25 protein-coding genes and 2 tRNA genes are annotated in these 25,331 nt (G+C 69.5%); 12 read left to right on the top strand and 15 right to left on the bottom strand.

What is annotated here, in order from left to right:
- Nucleotides 1–10 precede the first annotated feature (10 nt).
- The gene (gene serC / locus KV394_RS00135; RefSeq protein WP_136037069.1) at nucleotides 11–1,123 is read right to left on the bottom strand and encodes a phosphoserine transaminase; all 1,113 of its coding nucleotides are present in this window, start codon (nucleotides 1,121–1,123) and stop codon (nucleotides 11–13) included.
- 101 nt (nucleotides 1,124–1,224) lie between these two features.
- Between serC and KV394_RS00130 the strand changes: the two genes are divergently transcribed.
- The 4 genes from KV394_RS00130 to KV394_RS00115 all read left to right on the top strand — a co-directional run bounded on the left by KV394_RS00130 (nucleotide 1,225) and on the right by KV394_RS00115 (nucleotide 3,954).
- Complete coding sequence (locus KV394_RS00130) at nucleotides 1,225–1,926, top strand: metal-dependent transcriptional regulator (RefSeq protein WP_136031553.1); 702 nt, start codon at nucleotides 1,225–1,227, stop codon at nucleotides 1,924–1,926.
- A 368-nt stretch (nucleotides 1,927–2,294) separates the two neighbouring features.
- A complete protein-coding gene (locus tag KV394_RS00125; protein WP_240744570.1) occupies nucleotides 2,295–3,029 on the top strand; it encodes a M23 family metallopeptidase in 735 nt (244 codons plus the stop codon).
- A 305-nt stretch (nucleotides 3,030–3,334) separates the two neighbouring features.
- Nucleotides 3,335–3,832 carry an HNH endonuclease gene (locus tag KV394_RS00120; RefSeq protein ID WP_136031557.1) on the top strand — a complete coding sequence of 166 codons (498 nt, stop codon included), beginning with the start codon at nucleotides 3,335–3,337 and terminating at the stop codon, nucleotides 3,830–3,832.
- 48 nt (nucleotides 3,833–3,880) lie between these two features.
- Nucleotides 3,881–3,954: transfer RNA gene (locus KV394_RS00115), tRNA-Arg, on the top strand.
- 20 nt (nucleotides 3,955–3,974) lie between these two features.
- Here the strand turns inward: KV394_RS00115 and KV394_RS00110 are convergent.
- Genes KV394_RS00110 through idi form a run of 8 tightly spaced genes read right to left on the bottom strand, consistent with a single transcriptional unit; the run spans nucleotide 3,975 to nucleotide 11,899 of the window.
- Complete coding sequence (locus KV394_RS00110; protein ID WP_247982010.1) at nucleotides 3,975–6,161, bottom strand: MMPL family transporter; 2,187 nt, start codon at nucleotides 6,159–6,161, stop codon at nucleotides 3,975–3,977.
- Between the two features lie 46 nt (nucleotides 6,162–6,207).
- The gene (locus KV394_RS00105; RefSeq protein ID WP_136031561.1) at nucleotides 6,208–7,101 is read right to left on the bottom strand and encodes a prenyltransferase; all 894 of its coding nucleotides are present in this window, start codon (nucleotides 7,099–7,101) and stop codon (nucleotides 6,208–6,210) included.
- A complete protein-coding gene (locus KV394_RS00100) occupies nucleotides 7,098–7,457 on the bottom strand; it encodes a lycopene cyclase domain-containing protein (RefSeq protein WP_136046248.1) in 360 nt (119 codons plus the stop codon). Before KV394_RS00100 ends, KV394_RS00105 begins: the two co-directional genes overlap by 4 nt.
- On the bottom strand, nucleotides 7,454–7,756 hold the full coding sequence (locus tag KV394_RS00095) for a lycopene cyclase domain-containing protein (RefSeq protein ID WP_247982880.1): 303 nt from the start codon (nucleotides 7,754–7,756) through the stop codon (nucleotides 7,454–7,456). The genes KV394_RS00100 and KV394_RS00095 overlap by 4 nt, the downstream gene beginning before the upstream one ends.
- A gap of 44 nt (nucleotides 7,757–7,800) precedes the next feature.
- The gene (gene crtI, locus KV394_RS00090; protein ID WP_136031565.1) at nucleotides 7,801–9,390 is read right to left on the bottom strand and encodes a phytoene desaturase family protein; all 1,590 of its coding nucleotides are present in this window, start codon (nucleotides 9,388–9,390) and stop codon (nucleotides 7,801–7,803) included.
- Entirely contained in the window at nucleotides 9,387–10,295 is a 909-nt protein-coding gene (locus KV394_RS00085; protein WP_136031568.1) for a phytoene/squalene synthase family protein, read from the bottom strand. Before KV394_RS00085 ends, crtI begins: the two co-directional genes overlap by 4 nt.
- A complete protein-coding gene (locus KV394_RS00080; RefSeq protein ID WP_136031569.1) occupies nucleotides 10,292–11,374 on the bottom strand; it encodes a polyprenyl synthetase family protein in 1,083 nt (360 codons plus the stop codon). Before KV394_RS00080 ends, KV394_RS00085 begins: the two co-directional genes overlap by 4 nt.
- Before the next feature lie 3 nt (nucleotides 11,375–11,377).
- A complete protein-coding gene (idi, locus tag KV394_RS00075; RefSeq protein WP_136031571.1) occupies nucleotides 11,378–11,899 on the bottom strand; it encodes an isopentenyl-diphosphate Delta-isomerase in 522 nt (173 codons plus the stop codon).
- Between the two features lie 73 nt (nucleotides 11,900–11,972).
- On the opposite strand from idi, the gene KV394_RS00070 reads away from it, so the two are divergent.
- Nucleotides 11,973–12,635, top strand: a complete 663-nt coding sequence (locus tag KV394_RS00070) for a MarR family winged helix-turn-helix transcriptional regulator (RefSeq protein WP_240744571.1) — start codon at nucleotides 11,973–11,975, stop codon at nucleotides 12,633–12,635.
- A gap of 17 nt (nucleotides 12,636–12,652) precedes the next feature.
- On the opposite strand, the gene KV394_RS00065 is transcribed toward KV394_RS00070, so the two are convergent.
- Both KV394_RS00065 and KV394_RS00060 read right to left on the bottom strand, forming a co-directional pair.
- Nucleotides 12,653–13,003 carry a histone-like nucleoid-structuring protein Lsr2 gene (locus KV394_RS00065; RefSeq protein WP_136031573.1) on the bottom strand — a complete coding sequence of 117 codons (351 nt, stop codon included), beginning with the start codon at nucleotides 13,001–13,003 and terminating at the stop codon, nucleotides 12,653–12,655.
- A gap of 71 nt (nucleotides 13,004–13,074) precedes the next feature.
- Nucleotides 13,075–13,932, bottom strand: coding sequence for a LuxR C-terminal-related transcriptional regulator (locus tag KV394_RS00060; protein ID WP_247982009.1), 858 nt, complete (start codon nucleotides 13,930–13,932; stop codon nucleotides 13,075–13,077).
- Between the two features lie 110 nt (nucleotides 13,933–14,042).
- Here KV394_RS00060 and KV394_RS00055 point away from each other — a divergent pair, with 110 nt between their 5' ends.
- Together KV394_RS00055 and KV394_RS00050 are read left to right on the top strand one after the other, a co-directional pair.
- Nucleotides 14,043–14,390 carry a DUF485 domain-containing protein gene (locus tag KV394_RS00055; RefSeq protein WP_136037065.1) on the top strand — a complete coding sequence of 116 codons (348 nt, stop codon included), beginning with the start codon at nucleotides 14,043–14,045 and terminating at the stop codon, nucleotides 14,388–14,390.
- Nucleotides 14,387–16,024, top strand: a complete 1,638-nt coding sequence (locus tag KV394_RS00050) for a solute symporter family protein (protein ID WP_206253002.1) — start codon at nucleotides 14,387–14,389, stop codon at nucleotides 16,022–16,024. The genes KV394_RS00055 and KV394_RS00050 overlap by 4 nt, the downstream gene beginning before the upstream one ends.
- Nucleotides 16,025–16,119: 95 nt before the next feature.
- Here the strand turns inward: KV394_RS00050 and KV394_RS00045 are convergent, their stop codons facing one another.
- Nucleotides 16,120–16,632 (bottom strand): methylated-DNA--[protein]-cysteine S-methyltransferase, encoded by a 513-nt coding sequence (locus KV394_RS00045; protein WP_247982008.1) that lies wholly within the window; start codon nucleotides 16,630–16,632, stop codon nucleotides 16,120–16,122.
- A gap of 237 nt (nucleotides 16,633–16,869) precedes the next feature.
- Between KV394_RS00045 and KV394_RS00040 the strand changes: the two genes are divergently transcribed.
- Nucleotides 16,870–20,538: an AAA family ATPase gene (locus tag KV394_RS00040; protein ID WP_247982007.1), complete on the top strand. Its 3,669-nt coding sequence runs from the start codon at nucleotides 16,870–16,872 to the stop codon at nucleotides 20,536–20,538.
- Nucleotides 20,539–20,826: 288 nt separating this feature from the next.
- Here the strand turns inward: KV394_RS00040 and mscL are convergent, their stop codons facing one another.
- From mscL to KV394_RS00025, 3 genes are read right to left on the bottom strand one after another with little or no spacing between them, the layout of a single operon-like run.
- Nucleotides 20,827–21,237 (bottom strand): large conductance mechanosensitive channel protein MscL, encoded by a 411-nt coding sequence (mscL, locus tag KV394_RS00035; RefSeq protein WP_136031587.1) that lies wholly within the window; start codon nucleotides 21,235–21,237, stop codon nucleotides 20,827–20,829.
- Between the two features lie 26 nt (nucleotides 21,238–21,263).
- Nucleotides 21,264–21,536 (bottom strand): FmdB family zinc ribbon protein, encoded by a 273-nt coding sequence (locus tag KV394_RS00030; protein ID WP_136031589.1) that lies wholly within the window; start codon nucleotides 21,534–21,536, stop codon nucleotides 21,264–21,266.
- Between the two features lie 14 nt (nucleotides 21,537–21,550).
- Nucleotides 21,551–22,147 (bottom strand): 5-formyltetrahydrofolate cyclo-ligase, encoded by a 597-nt coding sequence (locus KV394_RS00025; RefSeq protein ID WP_136031591.1) that lies wholly within the window; start codon nucleotides 22,145–22,147, stop codon nucleotides 21,551–21,553.
- Between the two features lie 40 nt (nucleotides 22,148–22,187).
- On the opposite strand from KV394_RS00025, the gene galU reads away from it, so the two are divergent.
- From galU to KV394_RS00005, 4 genes are all read left to right on the top strand, one after another.
- Nucleotides 22,188–23,075, top strand: coding sequence for a UTP--glucose-1-phosphate uridylyltransferase GalU (galU, locus tag KV394_RS00020; protein ID WP_136031593.1), 888 nt, complete (start codon nucleotides 22,188–22,190; stop codon nucleotides 23,073–23,075).
- Nucleotides 23,076–23,121: 46 nt separating this feature from the next.
- The gene (locus KV394_RS00015; RefSeq protein ID WP_136031613.1) at nucleotides 23,122–23,733 is read left to right on the top strand and encodes a GNAT family N-acetyltransferase; all 612 of its coding nucleotides are present in this window, start codon (nucleotides 23,122–23,124) and stop codon (nucleotides 23,731–23,733) included.
- Between the two features lie 83 nt (nucleotides 23,734–23,816).
- Entirely contained in the window at nucleotides 23,817–24,668 is an 852-nt protein-coding gene (locus KV394_RS00010; RefSeq protein WP_247982006.1) for a hypothetical protein, read from the top strand.
- Between the two features lie 51 nt (nucleotides 24,669–24,719).
- Nucleotides 24,720–24,792, top strand: a tRNA-Ala gene (locus KV394_RS00005).
- The last annotated feature ends 539 nt before the right edge of the window (nucleotides 24,793–25,331 follow it).

Genomic DNA, 25,331 nt, shown 5'->3' with positions numbered 1-25,331 from the left:
GTCCCGGCGCTCAGCCGCCGAGGTTCTCCAGCACGTAGTCGATCGAGCGCGTGAGCTGACGGATGTCGTCGGGCTCGATGGAGACGAACGTCGCGACGCGCAGCTGATTGCGTCCGAGCTTGCGGTACGGCTCGGTGTCGACGATGCCGTTGGCGCGCAGCGTCTTCGCGATCGCTGCCGCGTCGATGCTGTCGTCGAAGTCGATCGTCGCGACGACCGGCGAGCGGTGTGCCGGGTCGGACACGAACGGCGTCGCCACGGTGGAGGCCTCGGCCCAGTCGTACAGCACGGAGGACGACTCCGCGGTGCGCGCCGCAGCCCAGGCGAGGCCGCCGTTGTCGAGGATCCACTGCAGCTGGCTGTCGAGCAGGTGCAGCGTGGTCAGCGCCGGGGTGTTGAGGGTCTGATTGAGTCGGGAGTTGTCGACCGCCTGCTTGAGGCTGAGGAACTCGGGGATGTAGCGGCCCGAAGCGGCGATGCGCTCGATGCGGTCGACCGCGGCGGGCGAGACGGCCGCGAACCACAGTCCGCCGTCCGACCCGAGGTTCTTCTGCGGGGCGAAGTAGTACACATCGGCCTGTGCGACGTCGAAGTCGATGCCGCCCGCCGCGCTCGTCGCATCGATCACGGTCAGGGCCCCGTCGGCGTCGACGCGCGACACCGGAGCGCTCACGCCGGTCGAGGTCTCGTTGTGCGGCCACGCGTACACGTCGATCCCGTCGACGAATGCGGCCTGCGTGCGGGACCCCGGCTCCGCTCTGCGCACGTCGGGGGCCTCGAGCCACGGGGCCCCGGCGGCGGCGGCGAACTTGCCGCCGAACTCGCCGAACACGAGGTTCTGGCTACGGCGCTCGATGAGGCCGAACGCCGCGGCGTCCCAGAACGCGGTGGAGCCGCCGTTGCCGAGCAGGATCTCGTATCCGTCCGGGATGCGGAACAGCGCGGCGAGCCGCTCGCGCACGCTGCCGACGAGGTTCTTCACGGGCGCCTGACGATGCGAGGTGCCGAGGATCGACGAGCCGGAGGAGAGCAGCGCCTCCAGCTGTGCGGGCCGCACCTTCGAGGGGCCGCAGCCGAAGCGCCCGTCAGCGGGCAGGAGGTCACCGGGAATCTCGATCGCCATGGGTCGATTCTAGGGGGAGCGCACGGGGCGGCCCCGCCCGCGGTCGATCCGATGTCCCCGCGGGAATGTAGGCTTGCCTAAGAACTTCGGAGGGCCCGCACATGACCGATCTGATCGACACCACGGAGATGTATCTCCGCACCATCCTCGAACTCGAGGAGGAGAACATCGTGCCGCTGCGCGCGCGCATCTCCGAGCGGCTCGGCCACTCCGGACCGACCGTGTCGCAGACAGTCGGGCGGATGGAGCGCGACGGGCTCGTCGTGGTCTCCGAGGATCGTACGCTCGAGCTCACCGACGCCGGTCGCCGCAAGGCGGTCGACGTGATGCGCAAGCACCGTCTCGCCGAGCGACTGCTGTCGGATGTGATCGGACTCGACTGGGCGTTCGTGCACGAAGAGGCCTGCCGCTGGGAGCACGTGATGAGCGAGCAGGTGGAGCGCCGCCTCGTCGAGCTGCTCGGGCATCCCACGGAGTCGCCCTACGGCAATCCGATCCCCGGTCTGGATCAGCTCGGCGACCTCCCGGCCCGGACGTTCGATGAGGGCGTCGTCGGTCTGGTGCAGCGTCTGAACGCGGCGGGCGAGCCCGTCGAGGGCACGGTGCGTCGTCTGGCCGAGCCCGCGCAGGTCGACCCCGAGCTGTTGGAGCAGCTGCGCGATGCGGGCGTCGTACCGGGGGCGCGCGGTGACTTCCGGTTCAACGAGGGCTACGTCCTCATCCAGATGGACGGCAAGGACGAGGGGCTCGAGCTTCCCGTCGAGCTCGCGTCGCACATCTTCCTGGTGGGCGAACCGGCCTGATCGCGCCGCAGAATCGCGGTTCGTCGCCCACCGTCTCGGGGCGTGGGACGGCCTCACCGAGGATTGCCAGTTTCCCAGGGTGACATGATCGTTATCTTCCGGTAACCTCGGTCAGGTCCTCAGCGAAGAAGCCCGTTGGGGATGGACCGCGAAGATACGCCTTCAGGCTCATCGTCTTCTCGGCACGGATGACTCTCGTACCCGATTCCCCATCCGCGCCATCGAGGAGAGCGCCGATGAGCCAGCACACCCGAGGTGCGAAGGCCCAGGAGGACCACGTTTTGGCCGCAGACATCGAACCGACCGAGAAGACACCTGAAGATCGAGTTCCGGCTCGCCGCACCCCACCGAAGGTGACGGCGCGAAAGGTGGTCAAGCCTCTCCGGTCGGTGGCGATCTTCGGTGCCGTCGGTGCACTGGTCGCCGCCGTCGCGCTTCCCGCCTACGCCGCGTCCAAGCCGGCCGATGCCGCCACCACGACGGTGCAGCAGCTCGCCGCGGTCGACGCGCAGTCGCTGGTCGTCGCCTCCGAGGCGACCTCCGCTCCTGTCGTACGCGGCACCTTCAGCGCGACGACTCCCGACGAGATCGCGAAGAAGAAGGCCGAGGAGGCCGCTGCCGCTCGCGCCGCGGCCGCCGCCACCGCTGCGGCTTCGTCGTCAGGCGGTCGCTTCAACACGGCCGGCTACGCGCTCACCGCGCCGGGCTCCGGCGAGGTGCGCTATCCGCTGCCGCTCGGCTCGTGGCACGTCAGCCGCACCATCGGCGGCGGTCACAACGGCATCGACATGCTCGCACCCGCGGGCACCCCGATCTACGCGGCTGCGGCCGGCGTCGTCCGGGCTTCGGCCGAGAACATCGGCGGCTACGGCGTCTGCGTCATGCTCGACAGCGTCATCGGCGGCCAGCGCGTGCAGACCACGTACGGCCACATGCTCTACGGCTCGCGTCAGGTGCAGGCCGGCCAGAGCGTCGCGGCCGGTCAGCTCATCGGCTACGTCGGCAGCACGGGACGTTCGACCGCGAACCACCTGCACTTCGAGGTGTGGATCAACGGCGGCCTGGTGGAGCCGGGCAACTGGCTCTCGATCAACGCCGGCTGACGGACACACCTCCGATCGTTCACCCGCTGTTGCGCCCTGCCCCCTGTGGGATGGGTTAGCCTGAACCCGTCGTCGAACAGGCGGGAGAGGCTGATGGAGCGAATACCGACCATCCGAACCATGGATGCCCTCGGTCGTCACGTCCTTCAGCATCGCCCGCAGGGATGCCGCGGTCCTGCCGCGCGCGAAAGGCGCTGTCTCTAGACAGCGCCTTTTTTCGTCCCTGCGTGCACTCCACCACCTGTGCGATGCCGTGTGAGTCGAGAGTGCCGGGAAGCCGTCCCGGCGGATCGAGAGGATGACGAATGCGCACACTGGTCCTGAACGCCGGGTACGAGCCGCTGGCGATCGTGTCGTTCAAGCGAGCACTGGTGCTGGTCATGAATGAGAAAGCGACCGTGATCGAGCGCGTCGAAGACGACCCCGTCTGGGGGACGCACGGTGTCTACGACCGGCCAGCTGTGATCATCCTGTCCCGCTACGTGCGCGTGCCGACCGGGCGACGTGTTCCGGTCACCCGGCGCGGGGTGCTCCGCCGCGACGACCACCGCTGCGGCTACTGCGGCAAGTCGGCATCGACCATCGACCACGTCCTGCCCCGGTCGCGCGGGGGAGCGGACTCGTGGGAGAACCTCGTCGCGTGCTGCCTGCGGTGCAACAACCTCAAGAGCAATCGCACGCCGCAGGAGATGCGGTGGCAGCTGCGGTTCACGCCGCGCCCACCCCACGGCACCGCCTGGACGGTGCGGGGGTCCGAGCGGAGCGACCCGCGGTGGGAGCCGTACCTCGCCCTCGCGGCCTGACCCTGAGCGGCCGAGGGCGCGCATCCCGGTCCCGTAGACTGGGTGCGCGCCCTCGTAGCTCAGCAGGATAGAGCAGCCCTCTCCTAAAGGGCAGGTCGCAGGTTCGAATCCTGTCGAGGGCACCCTTCCCGCGATCCCGTCGTCACGGCTTTCCGCGGCGCCACAGCGCGGACGGCCACCAGATGGCCTTCCCGATGTCGTACGTGAGAGCGGGCACGAGCAGCGAGCGCACGACGAACGTGTCGAGCAGGACGCCGAACGCGACGATGAACGCGAGCTGCACGAGGAACAGGATCGGGATCACCGAGAGGGCGGCGAACGTCGCAGCGAGCACGAGGCCGGCAGAGGTGATGACGCCCCCGGTGATCGAGAGCCCGCGCAGGATGCCCTCGCGTGTTCCGTGCTGCTTCGACTCCTCGCGCACGCGGGTCATCAGGAAGATGTTGTAGTCGATGCCCAGGGCCACGAGGAACACGAAGCCGTAGAGCGGGACGGCCGGGTCGGCGCCGGGGAACGCGAAGATCCCGTTGAACACGAGCGCGGACACGCCGAGCGCGGTTCCGAACGACAGCACCGTGGTCATGATCAGCAGCACCGGGGCGAGGATCGACCGGAGCAGCAGCATCAGGATCAGCATGATCACGAGCAGGATCACCGGGATGATGAGGTTGCGATCGTGGATCGAGGCATCGTTCGTGTCGACCGATGTGGCCGTGACGCCGCCCACGATCGCACCGAGGTCGTCGAGCTCGACGCGCAGCTCCCGCACCGTCGCGGCAGCCTCGGCGGAGTCCGCTGCGTCGGTCAGGGTCCCCTGCAGCAGCACCTGACCGTCCACGACCGTGGGATCCGGCGCGGGGGTTCCCGGAGGGCCGACCGCCGTGATCCCGTCCTCGTCGATCGGCGCGGAGCCGCTCGGGGAGTCGGCGGCGGTCACCGTGACCCCGTCGATCCCGTCGTTGGACAGGAGCACGTCCGCCGCGTCTTGCATGCGCTCCTCGTCGACCACGACCGACACCGGGCTGCCCGACCCGCCGGGGAAGTGCTCGCCCAGCGCGACCTGCCCGTCGCGCGCCTCAGAGGCTCCGAGTACGAGGTCGGACTGCGGCACTCCCACCGCGTCGAGCTGGGTGACTCCGGCGGCTCCGGCCAGGAGCACGAGCGTCGTCACGATCCAGATCACCCGGGGGCGCTTCTTCACCGCGCCGGCGAGGCGAGCCCACAGCCCGGTGGTGCGCATGCCGTGCTCCTCCGCGACGACCTCGGGCTCGAAACGGGGCCGGCGGGGCCAGAACACCGCGCGCCCGAAGAGCAGCAGCAACGACGGGAGCAGTGTGAGCGCCGACAGCATCGCGAACACGATGCCGATCGCGGCGACCGGCCCCAGCGTGCTGTTCGACTTCAGGTCGCTGAGCAGCAGGCACAGCAGTCCGGCGATCACGGTGCCGCCTGACGCGACGATCGGCTCGACCGAGCCCTTCCACGCGGCCCGCAGCGCGACGCCCTTGTCCTGCGCGACGCGCAGCTCTTCACGGAAGCGGGCGACGAGGAGCAGCGCATAGTCGGTCGCGGCGCCGATCACGAGGATGAACAGGATGCCCTGGGTCTGTCCGCTCAGCAGCAGGATCTCCCACTTCGCCAGCCACCACACCACCAGGAGCGCGACGCACAGCGCGAACAGACTCGTGGACAGCACGACGAGGGGCAGCAGGAACGACCGGTAGACCAAGACGAGGATCACGAGGACCGCCAGCAGCGCCACCCCGAGCAGGAGGCCGTCGATCCCCGAGAAGCCGGCGACCAGGTCGGCGCTGAAACCGGCCGGTCCGGTGATGTAGACCGTGACCCCGTCGGGGACCGCCGCGCGCAACTCCTCGCCGAGCGCCGTGGTGGTGTCGGCGAGTTCCGCGTCGCCCTCGATCGGGATGAACGCCTGCACGGCCTTCCCGTCGTCGGAGGGGAGCGCGGGCGAGACGTCGTCCGCGACGCCCTCGACCGACGGAGCGTCGGCGACCGCATCGCTGATCGCGTCGAGCTCGGTCTGCGTCAGCTCCTGGTCCGAGGTGAACACCGCGATGGCCGGGATCGCGTCGCTGTCGTTGAACTCGCCCAGGAGCTGTTGCACGGTGGTCGCGTCGGCCGATTCGGGCAGGTACGTGGTCTGGTCGTTCGAGGAGACCTCGTCGACCTTGCCGAACAGGGGGCCACCGAACGACGCCCCGGCCAGCCACACCAGGATCAGCAGGACCGGGAGGAAGACCCGCAGCCACGAGTGGCGACGGACGCGCTCTCGGGACGGCGGGGTCGGCGTTTCGGCGGGGCGGGACATCGGGTTCCTTTCGGGAGGAGGTGGGTTCGTCGCGGGGGCGTCGGAGTCAGGAGACCCAGGCGAGGATGAGGATCATCGTGGCGAGGAAGCCGGCGATGTAGTTGAGGGCGATGAAGCGGCGCCAGGCGCGGTTGGTCCTGCCGGAGGTGTCATCGGTGACGTTCCACCACGGTGCGGCGTTCACGATGTAGGGCACGGCGAGTACCGCCGCGAGGGGGCCGGGCCAGGGCGTGAGGAGCATCGCGACCCCCGCCACCGCCCAGAGGCCGATCGCGAGGCGCACGGTGGCTCGGGCACCGATCACGGTGGCGATGGACGAGATGCCGCCCTCGCGGTCGGGCCCCACGTCCTGCACGGCGCCGAACGCGTGCGCTGCCATGCCCCACAGGAAGAACGCGCCGAGCGTGACCACGGTCGCCGCCGAGACCGGAGCTCCCGCGAGGGCGAGGCCGACGATGGCCGGGCTGACGAAGTGGGTGCTCGACGTGATCGAGTCGAGGAACGGCCGTTCCTTGAAGCGCAGCACCGGCGCGGAGTAGGCGATCACCGCGAACACGCTCACCGCGAGCCACCACCACGACGCAGGGTTGCCGACCGCGAACAGGTAGACGAGGAACGGCACGTTGGTCGCGGCAGCGGCCCACAGGGTGGCACGGTGGATGCGCGGCGACAGCAGTGCTCCCTCGATCCCGCCCTTGCGCGGGTTCGCCAGGTCGGACGCGTAGTCGAACACGTCGTTGATGCCGTACATCGCCAGGTTGTAGGGGATGAGGAAGTACAGCGTGCCGATGACGAACGTGGGGTCGATCTCCCGCGTGCTGAGCAGGTAGGCGGCGGCGAACGGGAAGGCGGTGTTGATCCAGCTGATGGGCCGCGACGACAGGAGGATCTGCGCGATGTCGTGTCCGACTCCCGTGCGCGGCACGGACGCCCGGCTCATGCGCGCTCCTCCCGTTCGGTGGCGGCTGCGGTCGCCGCGGCCGAGGTCCCCCTACGGGAACGTCGCGCCCGCAGGGCGGTCCACACGGCGGGCAGCAGCAGCACCGCGGCGACCGGATAGGCGAAGTCCTCCAGCGGCGCGAGACCGATGTGTACGCCGACGAGATGTGCGGGGGAGTAGTGGAAGAGCCCGGTCGCGATCATGACGGTGTCGAACACGGCCGTGAGCGCCAGGAGGGTCAGGGCGGTGGCGGCCAGAGCGCCGGCGTGGGGACCGCGCCGGGCCACGAGCGCGGCGACGAGGCCGCCCGTCGCGGCGACGGCCAGGAACACGGCGGACAGCTGCAGATACGTCATCGGGCGACCTCCGCGCGGGACGACCGTGCGCGGCGGCGCTCCATGATCCGCACGGCACCGCCGTACAGGACCATGGTGCACACGACCAGGAACACCAGGAAGACCGGCTCCTCGATCGGCAGCTCCGGGGCGAGGACGATGCCCGTCGCGATCACCGCATCACCGCGGAAGAAGATCCCGGCGGCGATGCCCGCCACGTCCCAGACGAGGAAGAACGCGACCCCGAGCACCGTCACGACGGCCGCGGCGAACACGTCGCGCCAGAAGAACAGGCGGAAGCGCCAGTCCAGCAGCAGCATGCACCCGAGCGACACCAGCAGGGCGCAGAGGTAGATCGCGCCGGTCACGGCCGGGCCGTCCGTTCCGAGGGCGCCGGCTCCGGGAGGGGACCGGGCGAGTGGTCGCCGCGGATGCGCTTGAGCACCAGCTCCGCGCTGATCAGGCACATCGGCACGCCGACCCCGGGCGCCGTCGTGGCGCCCGCGTAGTACAGTCCGCGGACTCGGCGCGACGCGTTCTGCGCGCGGAACATCGCGCTCTGCGACAGGGTGTGCGCCGGGCCCAGCATTCCGCCGCGCCAGGAGTGGTAGTCGTCGTGGAAGTCGGCAGGTCCCACGGTCTCGCGCACCACGATGCGTTCGCGCAGGTCCGGGATCCCCGCCCACGAGGAGATCATGTCGATCGCGGCGTCGGCGGCCGCTTCGATCTGCGGCGAGCCGGATCCGTCCGATCCGCCGTGGCCGAGGTCGACATCGGCGGGCACCGGGACGAGGACGAAGAGGTTCTCGTGGTCGGGGGGCGCGACGTCGGCGTCGGTCGCGCTCGGGCGGCACACGTACGTCGATGCCGGTGCGGGGATCTGCGGGGTGCGCCCGAAGATCGCGTCGAAGTTCGCGTCCCAGTCGTCGGTGAAGAACAGGGAGTGGTGCGGCAGCTGCGGCAGCGATCCCCGTACCCCGAGCATGACCAGCACGCCGCCGGGCCCGCTTGTCCGCCGCGCCCACCACGACTCGGGGTACGACTGCAGCGACGGCGGCAGCAGCGCGGTCTCCGTGTGGTGCAGGTCGGCGCCGGACACCACGATGTCCGCCTCTTCCACGTGCTGGTCTCCGCTGGGGTCCGTCCACCCCACGCCCCACACGTGCGTCCCGGCGCTGTCGTCCCGCGTGAGGATGCCGGTGACCTCGGCTCCCGTCACGATGCGGACGCCCGAGTCCTCGGCCAGGGCCGCGATCCGCTCGACCACGCGCCAGAATCCGCCCTGCGGGTACAGCACGCCCTGATCGAGGTCGAGCGCGCTCATGAGGTGGTACATCGCGGGGGCGCTGCGCGGATCGGTGCCGAGGAAGACCGCCGGGTAGCCCAGGATCTGCCGGAGCACGGGGTGGCGGAAGCGCCGGGCGGCGAACGACTGGAGTCGGGTTCCCAGGAGGGAGAACAGGCGGGGGAGGGCACGCAGCACCTCCGGGGCCGCGAGGGAGCGCGTGCGGGTGAACGGGTTGTAGAGGAAGTAGCGCTGCGCCATGGTGCCCGCGTGGTACGCCGAGTCGAGGTAGCGGTCGAGCGTGGCAGCGGAGCCCGGCTCGAGGTCGTCGAACAGTCGTCGGACGGCATCGCGGCCCGCGGGAACGGTGACAGCGCCCTCCGCCGACTCCGGTGCGCGGAAGACGCGGTACCCGGGGTCGAGCAGCGTCAGGTCGAGCTGCTCCTCGGTGCTGGTGCCCATCATCCGGAAGAAGTGGTCGAACACCTCCGGCATCAGGTACCACGAGGGGCCGGAGTCGAAGCGGAAGCCCTCGCGTTCGAGCGTTCCGGCGCGTCCGCCCACCCGGTCGTTGCGCTCCAGCACCACGACCTCGTGTCCGTCGCGGGCGAGGAGCCCCGCGGTCGCGAGCCCCGCGACACCGGCACCGATCACGACGACGCGGCTCATCGGTCACGCTCCCACGCGGTGGTCGCGACGGCCCGTGCCGCGAGCAGCGCCTTCACCGGGTCCGGCACGCGCACACGGCGGCGGTAGAGCTCGGCGGCGGGGGTCTTCGCGACGCGGCGGGTGAGTGCGGCGAACAGCGCCAGCGCACTGCGGACGGCCGCCCTCGCGTCCTTCGGCAGGAGGGGGATCGCGGCGCGGGCGTCGGCCAGCTGGCGTTCGACCGTGGCGACCCAGGCGTCGCGGTCGGCGTCCGTGAGTCGTTCGGTGCCACCGAGGTAGCCGCGCTGGAGGCGGTCGGTGTCGTCGGCGAGGTCGCGCAGGAAGTTGACGTTCTGGAACGCGGCTCCGAGCCGCCGGGCTCCCCGGTGCAGGATCTCCCGCTCCTCCGGGGTGCGGTCGGCATCGCGGAGGAACACCTGCAGGCACATGAGCCCGACGACCTCGGCCGAGCCGTAGACGTAGGCGGCGTGGGCGTCCGCGTCGTAGGCGGTGAACCCGGCGTCGCGGGAGATGTCGGCACGCATGGAGTCGAAGAACGGCCCCGTCAGGTCCTCGCCGATGGCGCACTCCCTCGCGGTGCGGGCGAACGCGTGCAGGATCAGGTCGCTGCTGTACCCGGTGCGCATCGAGCGGTGGGTCTCGGCGATGTACGAGTCCAGTGCCGCGGCCTGCGCCGAGGCGTCCAGCCCCGCCTCGGCCGCGACCCCGTCCACGATCTCGTCGGCGATACGCACCATGGCGTAGATGTTGCGCACGTGCTGGCGATGCCGCGTGCCGAGAAGCCGGGTGGCGAGACCGAACGAGGTGGAGTAGGTGCGGATGACGTCGGTGGTGGCGATCTCGGCGGTGCGACTGAAGCGGCGCAGGGCGGCGGGATCCGGGCGTTCGACGGGGCGGGGGCTCATCGGCGGCGGCCCTCGATGCGGTCGGCGATCGCCAGGATCGTGCGCCCGGCCGCGGGGCTGAGCGTGCCGGACTCCTCCGCCTCGGCGAGCACGGTCGACACGGCGGTGAGCTGCTCCTGCACGAGTCCGCGGACGAAGCGCTCGGCGCCGCACTCGCGCAGACGGTCGCGGATGTCGCCGGCGTCGGACGCGCTGAGGTCGGCCGTGCCGAAGCGCAGCTCGATGCTCGGCCAGTGGCTCGTCATGCGGGCGTACGCGATGATCGCGGTCTCCTTGCCCTCTCGGAGGTCGGAGAAGGCGTCCTTGCCGTGTGCGTGCGGGTCGCCGAACACCGAGAGGAGGTCGTCCTGCAGCTGGTACGCCAGTCCGAGGTGGGTGCCGATCTGGGTGAGCTGCTCCTCGGCTTCCGCGCTGGCTCCGGCGAGGACGGCAGCGGCGCGCAGCGGCAGCACGAAAGAATAGGTCGCGGTCTTGGACGCGCTCGTGGCGAGGATGGTCCGCAGGTCGGGCGTGACGATGCCATCGCTGAGGGCGACGTCCGCGTGCTCACCCGCGACGGTCTCGAACACGGTGGTGTCGAGCAGGGCCAGCAGCCGCTCGCGGCCGTCGGCGCTCACCTCGGCGCGGGCGAAGCCGAGCACCGCGGTCGACAGGAGCAGATCGCCGAGGAGGATCGCGCTCGCGCGTCCCCAGTGCAGGGCGGCGGCCGCGGTCTCGTCGGGGCGCCGCGCCACGAGCGAGCCGATGAGGTTGGGCCGCCCGCGCCGCGTGAGGTCGCCGTCGATCACATCGTCGTGCAGCAGGAACGCGAAGTGCAACAGCTCGACGTGCGCGGCCACGTCGATCGCGCCCTCGGTCTCGCGTCGGGTGGGCACGGTCGTCGCCAGCGCCGGGAAGAGCTCCATCAGCATGAGCGGACGCAGGAGCTTGCCGCCGAGGGCGTGCTGGGCGGCCTCGTTCCAGAGCGCGGCGAACTCGGCCCCGTGATGCTCGGCGGCCACGGCGCGCTCGGCGAAGCGCCGCCGCAGGACCTCCTCGATCCGAGTACCGAGGTCTTCGTGCGTGATGGTCGTGCTCATGGCTCAGACCTCACCGAGGCTGCGGAGGCGTGGCAGTTGCTCGACGATCCACGGGCTGAACGCGAACGGGGCGAGGGCCACGGCCTCGGCCAGCGCCCCCGGGTCGACCCACGCCCATTCCGACACCTCCTGCGGGTTGGCGACGGGATCGTGATCGAGCACGGCGACGTGCACGGGGCAGATCTCGTTCTCGACGATGCCGCTCGCATCCACGGCGCGATAGCGGTAGTCGGGGAGGACGAGGCGGACCTGGTCGACCCGGAGGCCGAGCTCGTGCAGGCCGTGCCGCCGCACCGCGTCTGCCATGTCCTCGCCGGGCTGAGGGTGTCCGCAGAAGCTGTTGGTCCAGACGCCGGGCCAGGTGCGCTTGGTCAGGGCGCGCCGCGTGACGAGGACGCGCCCGGACGGGTCGAGGACGTAGCACGAGAAGGCCAGATGGAGGGGGGTGTCGAACGTGTGGACCTCGTGCTTGGGAAGGACGCCGACGGCTGTCCCGTCTTCCGCGAGGAGCGTGACCTGTTGCATGACTTCCCCGTCCTTTAGCTAACTTGGTGAAATATCAACTTAGCATGAATCTGTTCGTGTGTAACATGATCGCATGGACACCGAGCCCCGCACCACCCTGCGCTCCGGGGCGGCTGTGGCCGCGGACTCCTCCGCTGAATCGGCCTCGACGGAGAGCGCCGACGGGCTGAGTCACGGATCGATCTACCACGTCGACGCGAGCGACCCGCGCAGCACACTGATCGATCGCACCGGGGTGCCCCCGGAGGATCTGCGCCAGATCGCTCTCGTCATGGAGGCGCTGAGCGATCTTCGAGACGCCGAGCAGCGGCTGTCGCAGGCCTCGCGGCGATACATGCAGCTCAACGAGACCGACATGCGTGCGCTGCACTATCTGATCGTGTGTGCCAACCGTGCGATGGTCGCGACCCCCAGCGGCATCGCGCATCACCTGGGCGTGTCCACGGCGGCGACCACCAAGCTCCTCGACCGGCTGGAGAAGGGCGGGCACATCCGGCGGTCGCCTCATCCGACCGATCGTCGTGCGCTCGCCATCACCATCACGCCGGAGACGCGGCACGCCGCGATGGAGACCGTCGGCCGACAGCAGGCGAAGCGCTTCTATGCAGCCGCTCGGCTGTCTTCGGCCGAGCGTGATGTCGTGATCCGCTTCCTGAAGGACATGACGGAGGAGATCACCCTCCGCGATGAGCCGTGGGCGACGGGCGGCGCAAAAGAAGATCCCGCCCGACCGTGAGGTGGGGCGGGACCGTGTCACTGGGCCGCTTTGTAGGCTTCGAGGATGGGGGCGGGAATCCTCCCGCGTTCTGAGAGCGTGTAGCCGTTCTCGTTCGCCCACGCGCGGATTGCCGCGACTTCGGGGTTGCGCGCCGGCCGTTTCCGGGTGGAACTCGAGCGTGACGGCGCGGATGATCCGCTCCCGGCGCGGCGGCCCGCGGAGATATACGGCTCGAGTGCGGCGCGCAATTCCTCCGCGTGCGCTGCGTTCAGATCGATCTCGTAGGACGTTCCGTTCAACGAGAAATGCACGGTCTCGCCTTCACCGACCTCCAGGACGCTGCCGTCGATATCGTCGACCAGTTGATGCACAATTCTTCTCGCCATGAATGCGACTGTACCTGCGGCACGCAAACGCAGCAATAATTCACGGTCGCTCGGCCGGAGAGAGAAGCAGTTCAGGGGAGAAGACCGGCGCGGCGTGCCTTCGTCACGGCGGCGTGCCTCGTCGAAGCATCGAGCTTTGACATCGCGGTCCCCAGATATGCCTTGACCGTTCCCTCTCTCAGGCCGAGCTGCGCGGCGATCTCGGCATTCGTCGCGCCGAGCGCCGCGCACGCGAGCACATCCGTCTCCCGAGGGGAGAGGTGCACCACCGGCACCGGGGCGGTGGTGGGCGGCACGGTCTCACCGGCAAGGGTGAGCAGACGCCGCTCCACCTGAGCCAGACGCGCGCGCACGCCGACGTCCTCGACCGCGGCGGCGATGCTGCGCAGTTCGGCGAAGCTCTCACGCAGCTCCTCGCGCTGCGGCGCCGCGACGGTCGGCGGCGTTTCCGTCGCCGCACGGAGCCTCCGCTGCACCTCGTCCCTGATGCGGAGCTCGTCCGCCACCGACTGCGCCACCTGCATGGCGGGCGCCGTGGTCACCCCGCCGACCTGCGCGTGGTCCCAGGCGCCGGCGTACAGAACGCCGCGCGAGCGTCCCTGCACCACGATGGGCAGGGCCAGAAGCGTGCGCAGCCCCTCGCCGAGGACGAAGACGTCGTAGTCGTGCGTGATTTGCCGTGACGAGCCATAGTCGCTGGTCATGCGTGGCCGCAACTCCATCATGGCGCGCCCGCCGAGACCCCGTTCCGGTCGGACGCGCAGCCCGTCGAGCGACCGGGTGCGGGCCCCGACGATGCTGGTGACGCTCACCACGCCCTCTTCCACGAGACCGCCGAAGGCCACGGGGAACCGTGTGCGTCGTGCGAGCTCGCGCACCGCATTGGCGACGAGATCCGCCTCGGTCTCGGCGGCGATCGGAGAGGTCACGGAATACCTACTTTCGGGGGTGACGGCGCCGTTCCCCGTTTCGTAGCGTCGACCCTACCATTCGGGCGGATCGAGCCGCGCGAGCACGGGACATGTGGCAAGGAGGCCCCATGAACGACCATCAACCGACCCCTCAGAGCGGAGCGATCGACTACGTCGCCGTCGAACAGTCTCCGCGATTCGTCCGGCTGAAGCGAACGCAGAGATCTTTCATCTTCCCGTTGGCTGCTTTCTTCCTGGTCTGGTACTTCGTCTATGTGCTGCTGGCCGCATTCGCGCGCGACTTCATGGCGCAGCGGGTGTGGGGCGATATCACGGTCGGTCTGCTCTTCGGACTGGGACAATTCGTCACGACATTCGCGATCACCATGGCATATGTCGCATTTGCAAATCGCAGACTCGATCCGCTGGCGACCGAGATCAGGGATGAACTGGAGAAGGCGCAGGCCGACGCATGATCGGTATTCGGACGGCTACCGACACCGTCGCCCTCGAGATCAATCCGGTCTTCAACATCTCGATCTTCCTGGCCTTCGTGGCGGTGACCCTGTTCATCGTCATCCGCGCGAGCAGGAACAACAAGACGGCGGCGGACTACTATGCGGCGGGGCGTTCGTTCACGGGGCCGCAGAACGGGTTCGCGATCGCCGGCGACTATCTGTCCGCCGCGTCTTTCCTCGGCATCTGCGGTGCGATCGCCATCAACGGGTACGACGGCTTCCTCTATTCGATCGGGTTCCTCGTGGCCTGGCTTGTCGCGCTCCTGCTGGTGGCCGAGCTCATGCGCAACACCGGGAAGTTCACGATGGCGGATGTGCTGTCGTTCCGCTTGAAGCAGCGCCCGGTGCGCATGGCGGCGGCCATCACCACCCTGGCGGTGTGCTTCTTCTACCTGCTCGCGCAGATGGCCGGCGCCGGCGGGCTCGTCTCGCTGCTGCTCGGCATCGACGGGCGCGTCGGACAGTCGATCGTGATCGCGGTGGTCGGCATCCTCATGATCGTGTACGTCCTGATCGGGGGGATGAAGGGAACCACGTGGGTGCAGATCGTGAAGGCGGTCCTGCTCATCGGCGGCGCTCTCGGGATGACGATCTGGGTGCTCGCGCTCAACGGGTTCAGCCTCAACACGCTGCTTGAGGCTGCGGTCGCCAACTCTGACAAGGGTGACGCGGTGCTCGCGCCCGGGTTGCAGTACGGGGCGAATCCGTGGGACTTCCTCTCCCTCGGCATGGCCCTGGTGCTCGGTACCGCCGGTCTGCCGCATGTGCTCATGCGGTTCTATACGGTGCCGACGGCCAAGGAGGCGCGGCGGTCTGTGGTGTGGGCCATCTGGCTCATCGGCGGTTTCTACCTGCTGACGTTGGTACTGGGCTACGGCGCCGGCGCGCTCGTCGGAGCGGATGTGATCGCGGCAGCACCCGGTGGGGTGAACTCGGCGGCACCGCTCCTGGCGCTGCAGCTCGGCGGCCCCGTGCTGCTCGGTTTCATCTCGGCCGTCGCGTTCGCCACGATCCTCGCGGTGGTCGCCGGGCTGACCATCACGGCTGCGGCGTCGTTCGCCCATGACATCTATGCCAATGTGATCCAGAAGGGACGCAAGGATGCCGCGGGGAACCCGGTCGAGGCCGATCCGAACGGCGAGGTGCGCGTCGCCCGTCGCACGGTCATCGTGATCGGCATCCTCGCGATCGTGGGCGGTATCGGCGCTCAGGGGCAGAACATCGCGTTCCTGGTGGCGCTCGCCTTCGCCGTCGCGGCGTCGGCGAACCTGCCGACGATCCTCTATTCGTTGTTCTGGCGGAGGTTCACCACGCGTGGCGCGGTGTGGAGCATGTACGGCGGCCTGGGCTCGGCGATCCTGCTGATCGTCCTGTCTCCGGTCTTCTCTGGGACGCCGACGTCGATGATCCCCGGCATCGACATCGCGGTGTGGCCACTCAACAATCCGGGAATCGTCTCCATCCCGTTGGGCTTCCTCCTCGGCTGGCTCGGCACGGTCACGAGCACCCGACGCGAGTCGCCCGAGCTCGCTGCGGAGATGGAGGTCCGTTCCCTCACCGGCTTCGGTGCCGAGAAGGCGGTGGACCACTAGAGACCCCGTCGCCTCGGCGGAACAGGGAGGTGGACCCGGCGGCCTACTCGCCGGGTCCACTTCTCTGCGGGGTCGGGTGCGTGGGGTCGGGAGGCTCAGTGCGACTCGAGGTCGAGGAGGAATCGTTTGCGGTCGGGGTGTGCGCCGTACTGGCCCGGTGATCCGTCGGACCGCACCACACGATGGACCGGGACGATGATGGAGAAGGGTGTGACGCGGCAGGCGGTGCCGACCGCTCTGGCCGCTCCGGGGTGGCCGGCGAGGATCGCGACCTCCCCATAGCTCATGGTCTGCCCCCACTCGATCTCGCAGATGGTCTGCAGCGCTCGCCGCGCGAAGCCGTCCGTGAGTCGCCAGTCGATGCGCAGGTGCGTGTCGAACCGCACCGGATCGCCGTCGAAGTAGTCGAGGAGCAGCTGCGCCAGTTCGTCGGCGGCGCCGGGGGCAGGGGCGGGAACGGCGCCCAGCTGCCGAGACACCCCCTCCAGCAGCCAGGGGACGCTCGGGTCTTCCGACTCGGAGAGGTCGAAGCGCACGATGCCCTCGTCGGAGAACACGGCGAGGGCATCGCCGAACGGCGTCGGGGCGAAGTCGTAGCGGAAGGTCATGGCACCATCCTGGTGGGCGCGGCCGATGAGGACGATGCTGCGCCCGTCGCGTTTCACGGACCGTGGAGAACCTGAGCCTAGGCCTTGGCGGGGGAGGGAGGGTGAACGCCGGACGGACGCGCGGATTTTCGGCGGAAACCCGCCAGGGATACCGGCCTCCGGCGGTCGCGCGCCTAGGGTGTGAGTGTGTGGCGACGTGAAGGGAAGTCTGCGGACGGCACGGCGGCGGAGACCGCTGTGCCTCTCGGCGACCTCCACGAGACCTCGACCGGCGTGGACATCGCGCATGCCGCCGAGGCCGAGCGGACGAGGCTGAAGGCGGAGGCGGCTGATCTCGGAGGTCCCTCCCCGCTCACCAGTTTCCGTGACGGGCCGGAGTCCGGCATCGACATCTCCAAGGCCCACCCCGGCAGCCTTCCGCAGTTCATCACCGGCAAGTCCACGCTGCTGTCCAATCTCTTCCGCGACGAGGTGGGACTGCGCACCGCCCGACTCGCGGCCGAGCGCATCACCGCGAAGAACACCGAGCTGCGCACGGTCCGTGGCATCGAGGCCGTGCACCTGGCGGTCGGTGTCGCGCGATGGCGGATCGGTGGCGCGTGGTTCGCCGCGCCCGTGCTGCTGCGGCCGCTCGCGATCCGCCGTCACCATACCGACTTCGAGCTCAAGCTCCAGGGCGCCTTCGAGGTGAACCCCGAGCTCGTGCGCATCGCGAGGGAGCACTTCGGTCTCACGATCGATGCCGATGCCCTCGCTGCTCTCGCGTACGACGGCGGCATCTTCAAGCCGCAGCCGGTGATCGACAGTCTCCGCGCGCTCACGCGATCGATCGACACCTTCTCCGTCGAGCCGCGTCTCGTCGTATCGACCTTCGCCGACGTCGGTTCCGCCATGTCCCGCGATGGCGCAACCCTCGACCACACCGTGCTCAACGCTCTCGGCGGCCACGTCGGGGATCGCGAACAGCTCGCTGCGCCCCGGGCGGTGCCGCATCACACGGGCCCGGACGATCGTGCCCCCGCGTCGGACAACCTTCTTCTGGATGCCGACGCCGAACAGGAGGCGGTGCTCGCACGCATCGCGGCCGGGCACTCGTTGACCGTGGCGACGCTTCCGGGGACCGGGGGCACGCAGACCGTCATCAACGCCATGGGCGAGCTGGTCCGGGCGGGCAAGCGCGTGCTCGTGGTGTCAGCGCGACGGTCCACTCTCGACGGCGTGCGCCACCGTCTCGCCGGCATCGGGCTGGACAGCCTCGCCGTGTCGCCCGCCAGTGTGCGACGCGACCTCGTGAAGGCGATCGGCCGCAACGAGAAGGCGACGGCGCCGAAGGTGAGCGAGGTCGACGACGCACTCGTCCGGCTCCGCACTGTGCTGCGCGACTACCGTGAGGCACTGACGTCACCCGTGCCGGGGCTCGACGCCTCGGTCCTCGACGCCACGCGCCATCTCACCCGCCTCGCCTCCCTTCCGGTTCCGCCCTCGACCACAGCGAGGCTGGGGATCGACGCGCTCCGGCGACTCGCCGCCGACAGGACGGACGCGGCCGAGGCCCTCGCGCACGCGGCTCGTCTCGGCGAGTTCCGCGTCGGGCCCAACGACTCTCCCTGGTACGGCGTCACGTTCGCCAGCACCGAGGCCGCCCGTGCCGCACACGAGCTCGCCGGACGACTGCACGCGACGAGCGTCCCGGCCCTTCTGGAGCGCGGCTACGAGCTGATCGCACAGACGCATATGCGCCCCTTCGCCACGATCGACGAGCTCGGCGAGTACCTCCGCCTGCTGCAGGGCATCCGCGACACGCTCGATCGCTTCAGCCCGACCGTGTTCGAACGGCCGCTCGGCGAGCTCATCCAGGCGCACGGCTCACGACGCGATGCGCCGGGGATGTCCGGCGCGAACCGTCGTCGGCTGCGACGGCTGGCGAAGGAGTACGTGCGTCCGGGTGTGCACGTGACCGAGATGCACGAGGCGCTGCTGCGCATCCAGACGCAGCGCACGCAGTGGCAGCGCTATGTCGATGCGGGCGTCGCTCCGGAGATCCCGCTCGGGCTCGCCGACGTCTACGTGGCCTGGCAGCGGGTCGAGGCGGAGCTGGCGGAACTGGATGCGGCCCTGGGGCGCCGTGAGCCTCTCTCCTCCCTCCCGGTCGCGCGGCTGGTGCGGATGCTGGCGGGTCTCGCGGCGAAGTCCGAGGTGTTCGAGAACCTCGTGGAGCGCGCGCAGCTGCGCGACAAGCTGGCTCTCCTCGGGCTGGAGCCGCTGCTCACTGAGCTCTCGGTGCGACATGTGTCCGAGGCCCAGGTGGGGGAGGAGCTCGAGTTCGCGTGGTGGCAGTCGCTGCTGGAGCGGGCGCTGCAGGACAACCGGTCCCTGCTGGGCGCGAACACGGCCGTCGTCGACCGGCTCGAGCGCGACTTCCGGCTGGTGGACGAGGCGCATGCGGCGATGGCGGGACCGTTGCTGGCGTGGCAGCTGGCCAACCAGTGGCGTATCGCGATCGTCGACGAGCCGCAGCAGTCGCAGCATCTGCGCCGTGCGCTGACCCAGCCGTCGACCACGACCGCGGAGGTCGTGAGCGCGGCGCCGACCCTGGTCGACGTGCTCGCCCCGGTGTGGATCTCGTCGCCGTACCTCGTGCCGGAGATCCCTGACTCGGTGGAGTTCGACACCGTGCTGCTGGTCGACGCCGCTGCCATCAATCTCGCGGAGGCCGCCCCGGCGATCCGTCGCGCGCGCCAGGTGGTCGCGTTCGGCGATCCGGTGACACAGCGGCCCACGCCGTTCCACATCGCCGTCGATCCGTCCGAGGAGTGGGAGGCCGAGGTCCCGTTCGACGAGGTGTCGGTCTTCGAGCGCCTGTCCGAGCTGCTGCCCGTGATGACCCTCACCCGGAGCTACCGCGCCGGCGGTGAGGACCTCGCGGAGCTCATCAACGACGCGTTCTACGGCGGGGAGATCGTCTCCCTCCCGTGGGCCGGGTCCTATCTCGGCCGCGGCAGCCTCACCGTCGACTACGTGGAGGGGGGAACGGGTACACCCGACCCCGTCTCCGGCGCGGTCGAGAGCCCGGAAGCCGAGGTCGCGCGGGTGGTGACGCTCGTCGTGGAGCATGCGATCCACCGTCCCTCCGAGTCGCTCATGGTCGTCACGGCGAGCACGCGTCACGCCGAGCGGGTGCGCGCGGCGGTGACCTCCGCGTTCGCCGGTCGCTCGGACGTCGCGGACTTCGTGGGCCGTGACACCGCCGAGCCGTTCGCCGTTCTGACTCTCGAGGAGTCGGTGGCGGAGAGCCGCGATCGCGTGATCTTCTCGCTCGGATTCGGTCTGACCAAGCACGGACGGGTGCTCAGCGACTTCGGCGACCTGTCGACCCCGGACGGCGAGCGTCTGCTCACCGTGGGCATGACCAGGGCGCGCCGGTCGATGGTCCTGGTGTCGTCGATTCGGCCGTCGGCGTTCGACGACGGTCGGCTGGAGCACGGCGCCGCCACCCTCATGTCGATCCTGGGCGGTCTGGCCACGCGCGCGCGTGACGCGCGTCTGGAGGATCTCGCCGATCCGCTGACGCTGGCACTTGCGCGGGAACTGCGACGACTCGGAGCCTCGGTCGACGTGGACTACCGGGGACTGCTTCCGCTCGTGGCGCAGCATCGGGGCAAGGCGGTCGTGATCGAGTCCGACCCGGAGTCGCGCGGCGAATCGTTGCGCGAGACGCTGCGCCTGCGCCCGCACGTGCTCCGCCGCCTCGGGTGGCACTACGTGCGCGTGCACGCGTTCGACCTGTACAGCGACCCGCGCACCGTGGCGACGCGCATCGCGTCCGTGCTCGGCATCGCGGAGTCGACGGCTCGGGCCGAGAACGACACGCAGCCCATCGACCTCGGCGACCGCGGGCGTGAGTGACAGCGGCGACGCGGAGCCTCGGCAGCGCGTGGTTCGGGTGCCCGGGGCTCGCCGGGCCCGGTTGACACCGGTTCCCGGGAGCGACACGGCCCCTGAGGCGGCGACCACCGCGACCGGCGACGAACGCCGGACCGCTCCCGCGGGCGCCAAGGGCCCGAACGACGAGCAACTCCTGCGCGACGTGCCGCCGCACTACTGACACGGCAGTGCCCTGCACAAGAAAGACGCACGGCCCTCGGGAGGGCCGTGCGTCGTGAGTTCTGTGCCGCGTGGGGGCGCGGCCCGGTGTCAGGCGCCGCGCTGCTGCTTCTGCAGCAGGTCGCGGATCTCCGCGAGGAGTTCGGTCTCGCTGGCCTGGGCGGCCTCCTCGACGACCGGGTTCTTCTTCGCGCGACGCTCCTTGTAGATGTTCATCGGCATCACGAAGGCGAAGTACACCACGATGGCGACCGCGAGGAAGCTGATGATCGCGGTGATCAGGTCACCGATCGGGAAGGTGACCTCCTGCCCGTACAGGCCGGTGATCTTCGGGCCGAACTTCCCCGCTGCGTCCGCGACGAAGAACAGCGACACCAGCGGATTGATGATGCTGGCGACGATCGCGTTGACGACGGCGGTGAACGCACCGCCGATCACGACGGCGACCGCGAGGTCGATGACGTTGCCGCGCAGAATGAACTCTTTGAATCCCTTGATCACGGGAAACCCCCAAATATCGTGCGACCTCAGTTCGAGGCCGGGGTCGATGCAGCGGTCGTTTTGGCCCCCGTCGTCGAACCCGCCTTCGATGATGCCGAACCCGTCGCGGATGTGCCACTTCCGGCACGCGAGTCCGTGCGGTAGAAGCCGGAGCCGTTGAATGTCACACCGATGGAGCCGTACTGCTTGCGCAGCGGGCCGCCGCACTCGGGGCAGACCGTGAGCGCGTCGTCGGAGAAGCTCTGGACAGCGTCGAACTGGTGCCCGCACGTCGTGCAGGCATAGGCGTAGGTGGGCATGGGGTCCTTGCGGTTCAGCGTCGCCGGGGCGACAGGTTCAGGGTCTGCGTCGGGGTGACGATGCCGTCCACCGGCTGATCGTGCACCTCCCGCGGCAGTGCGTCGAGTATCTCGGAATCATAGATGACGGCATACACGGGCGGGCACTTCTCCATGGAGCCGATCGTCTTGTCGAAGTAGCCGCGTCCCCAGCCCATGCGCATGCCGGAGCGGTCGACGGCGGCGGCGGGGACGATCATGAGGTCGACGTCGTTCACCGCGATCGGGCCGAGCACCTCGCCGGTCGGCTCCGGCAGTCCATGCAGACCCTCGGCGACCTCGTCGGTGTCGTCGGCGACCGCCCAGTCGAGCAGCCCGTCGGCGCGCGTGACGGGCAGCAGCACGCGGATCCCCCGCCGCACAGCTCGGGTCACGAAGTCGCGCGTCCCGGGCTCGGTGGTGGTCGAGAGGAAGCAGGAGATCGACCGTGCGCCGAGCTCATCCACCAGCGCGTCGAGGCGTTCGCCGATCGCGTTCGCCGCCGCCTCACGCTGCGGGTCGGAGAGGAGTTGACGCCGTTCACGCAGGTCTGCCCGAAGGGCTCGCTTGGCGTGCTCGACGTCTTTCCACATGCTCCGAGTCTAGGGCGGGGCCCGGCGGTAGGCTGTGGGGATGGGTAACGAGAAGATCAAGGCCGTCATTCCCGCCGCAGGACTGGGGACCCGCTTCCTGCCAGCGACGAAGGCGATGCCGAAGGAGATGCTCCCCGTCGTGGACAAGCCGGCGATCCAGTACGTGGTCGAGGAGGCTGCCGATGCCGGCATCGAGGACATCCTGGTGATCATCGGGCGGAACAAGAACGCGATCTCCAACCACTTCGACTCGGTACCCGAACTCGAGGTCAAGCTCATGGAGAAGGGCGACACCGGTCGGCTCGAGCGCGTGATGAAGTCGAGCGATCTGGCCGACATCCACTTCGTGCGTCAGGGCGAGCCCAAGGGGCTCGGGCACGCGGTGCTGCGTGCCCGCACGCACGTCGGTGACAGTTCGTTCGCCGTGCTGCTGGGTGATGACCTGATCGACGAGCGCGACCCGCTGCTCACGGAGATGATCGCCCAGCACGAACGCACGGGCGCGGCCGTCATCGCGCTCATGGAGGTCGACCCGGACAGCATCCACATGTACGGCGCCGCTGCCGTCGAGCCGATCGAGGGATCCGACGCGGTGCGGGTCACCGGTCTCGTCGAGAAGCCCGCCAAGGAGGATGCGCCGTCGAACCTCGCGATCATCGGCCGCTACGTGCTCCCCGCGTCCGTCTTCGAGATCCTCGAGCGGACCGAGCCTGGCAAGGGCGGCGAGATCCAGCTCACCGACGCGCTGCAGGAGCTCGCGACGGCCGAGGGCGGTCCCGGCGTCGTCGGCGTGGTGTTCGGCGGGCGCCGCTACGACACGGGTGACCGTGTGGACTACATCAAGGCGATCGTGCAGCTGGCGACCGACCGCGATGATCTCGGAGCCGAGCTCCGCCCCTGGTTGAAGGACTTCGCGGAGCGCCTCTAGGCGATCGCGCGGGCGGTCGGGGTGCGGCATGGAGATGATGGCGGGGATGCGGCACGGGCCGGTTGAGCTGCGCCTGATCAGGACCAAGGACGCCAGGCCGCTTCAGCACGAGCTGCTGACGAACCGGTCGTGGCTGCAGCCGTGGGAGGCGACAGTGCCGCATGGCGCCGTGTCGTTCGACATGCGCCTCAGCATCCGGCGACTGCTTCAGCAGTACCGCGACGGCGGTGGCTATCCGTTCGTCATGGAGTGCGACGGTGAGATCGCGGGGCAGCTGAACGTGTGGGGAGTGGCGCGGGGATCCCTGTGCTCCGCGACCATCGGCTACTGGGTCAGCGAGCGGTTCGCCGGGCGGGGGATCACTCCGACCGCTGTCGCCCTCGCGACCGACGCCTGCTTCACGGAGTACGGTCTGCATCGGATGGAGATCTGCATCCGACCCGAGAACGCTGCGAGTCTCCGCGTCGTGCAGAAGCTCGGCTTCCGGTACGAGGGCCTTCGTCGCCGGTACATCCACATCGATGGCGACTGGCGCGATCATTACGCTTTCGCACTCACCCGGGAAGACGTGCCCCAGGGTGTGCTCGCCCGCTGGCTGAGCGGTCAGGTCCCGCCTGAGGCCGCGGCCGTCCCTCCTTCGGACCGCATCTCGCTCTGATCGAGTCCCATTCCGCCCGGACACACCGCGACACGCGCCCGGCTGCACGGCGGCGCCACCCCGCTGCCCTTACCGTTGTCGTTATGGACGGGCCAGTGCTGAGCGGGGGAGTGATCGTGCTCGTCGCCGTGCTCCTGTGGATGCTCTATCTCCTGCCGTCCTGGCGCGGACGCTTCCAGTACAACGCCGCGGAGCGCAACGCCGTTCGGCTGAACCAGGCCCTCCGCGTGCTGGCCGAGACCAGCGAGACGCCGAGCGAGGTGCACGTCGAGCTCAACGCCCGGACCGTCCTCGCGCAGCAGAAGCTCGCGAAGCGTGTGCAGTCGCAGCGTGAAGCGGCCGAGCTCGAGGCACTGCGCGAGGAACTCGCCGCCACCAAGGCGGACCCGGCGGTCCGGCGGGCACGCGCGCGCCGGCGCACGCGGATGCTTGCGACGTCCACGCTTCTGCTCGGCCTGGGCGCCGCCGGGTTCGGCGTATGGCAGCTCCTTGCCGCCGGATCCTCCGTGCTCCTGTGGGTGGGCGGCGCACTCACCCTGATCGCCGCCCTGATCCTGCAGCGCATGGCGTCGGTGGCGGTACGCGCGGCTCGCCGACCCCGGGTCGCGGTGCCGGCGGAAGCGCGGCGCGTCGCTCCGGAGCTTCACGACCAGGGGCGGGCGACCTGGACGCCGCGCCCGCTTCCCGAACCGATGGTCTCGGTCACCGGCTCGCGAGCGCACGTCGCGCGTGCCGAGATGGATGCGCAGCAGGCGCGACGTGACGCCGCGCGACGCGCCGAGCTGCGGGAGCGCGCTGAGCGCCTCGCTCCCGCTCCCCCCGTCGCGATCCCCGCACCCGCGGCGGATTCTCGGTACGCGCGGATGGGTTTCGTGGACGACGCCGAGATCGAGGCGCACGTTCGCGAGCTTCTCGCACGGCGAGCGGCTGGTTGACTGCGCCGACACGAGCACCCCGCGCATCGTGATAACGTAGAACTCGTTCACGGGCCTATGGCGCAGTTGGTAGCGCGCCTCGTTCGCATCGAGGAGGTCAGGGGTTCGAATCCCCTTAGGTCCACAACAACACATGGAGAAAGCCGCCGGGTCACCGGCGGCTTTCTTCGTCTCCGCCCGGGGCTTCCGTTCCGTCCGCAGCATCATCTTGCCGCGAATGGTTCGATGCCGCAGCACAGCCTGAGCGCGCGTCGCGGACCCGTCGGCCGGCGTCCGCTCCGCAGGATCCGAGCCGGAATCCACCGGGTGGGGGTGCGACACGCCCGGGCGGATGGGGCGATTTGCCCGACCCCCGGAATCCACGTAAGTTATTACCTGTTCGCCCCAAACGGTTGAGCGGAGGTCCTCGGACCGGCTCCCGTCAAGCATCGAACACCTCCCGATTCCAGAAGAGCTCGATAGAGCAATCCGGATGAAGGTGCTGACTCGTTCCCTCGAGCAGGTCGCCGGACGGCGATTTGACAACGGAAACGAGATCGGTAAGATAGAGAAGTTGCCCTGCGGGCCTGGTTGTGATGGCTGGGTCGTGGGAGCATCCGATCCTTGAGAACTCAACAGCGTGCACTTGTCAAATGCCAAATTATCCTCGTTCAGCTTCGGCTG

Origin of the sequence: Microbacterium sufflavum (assembly GCF_023101165.1) — a bacterium.
Taxonomy (GTDB): Bacteria; Actinomycetota; Actinomycetes; order Actinomycetales; family Microbacteriaceae; genus Microbacterium; species Microbacterium sufflavum.
This window is presented reverse-complemented; position numbering and strand designations above follow the sequence as displayed.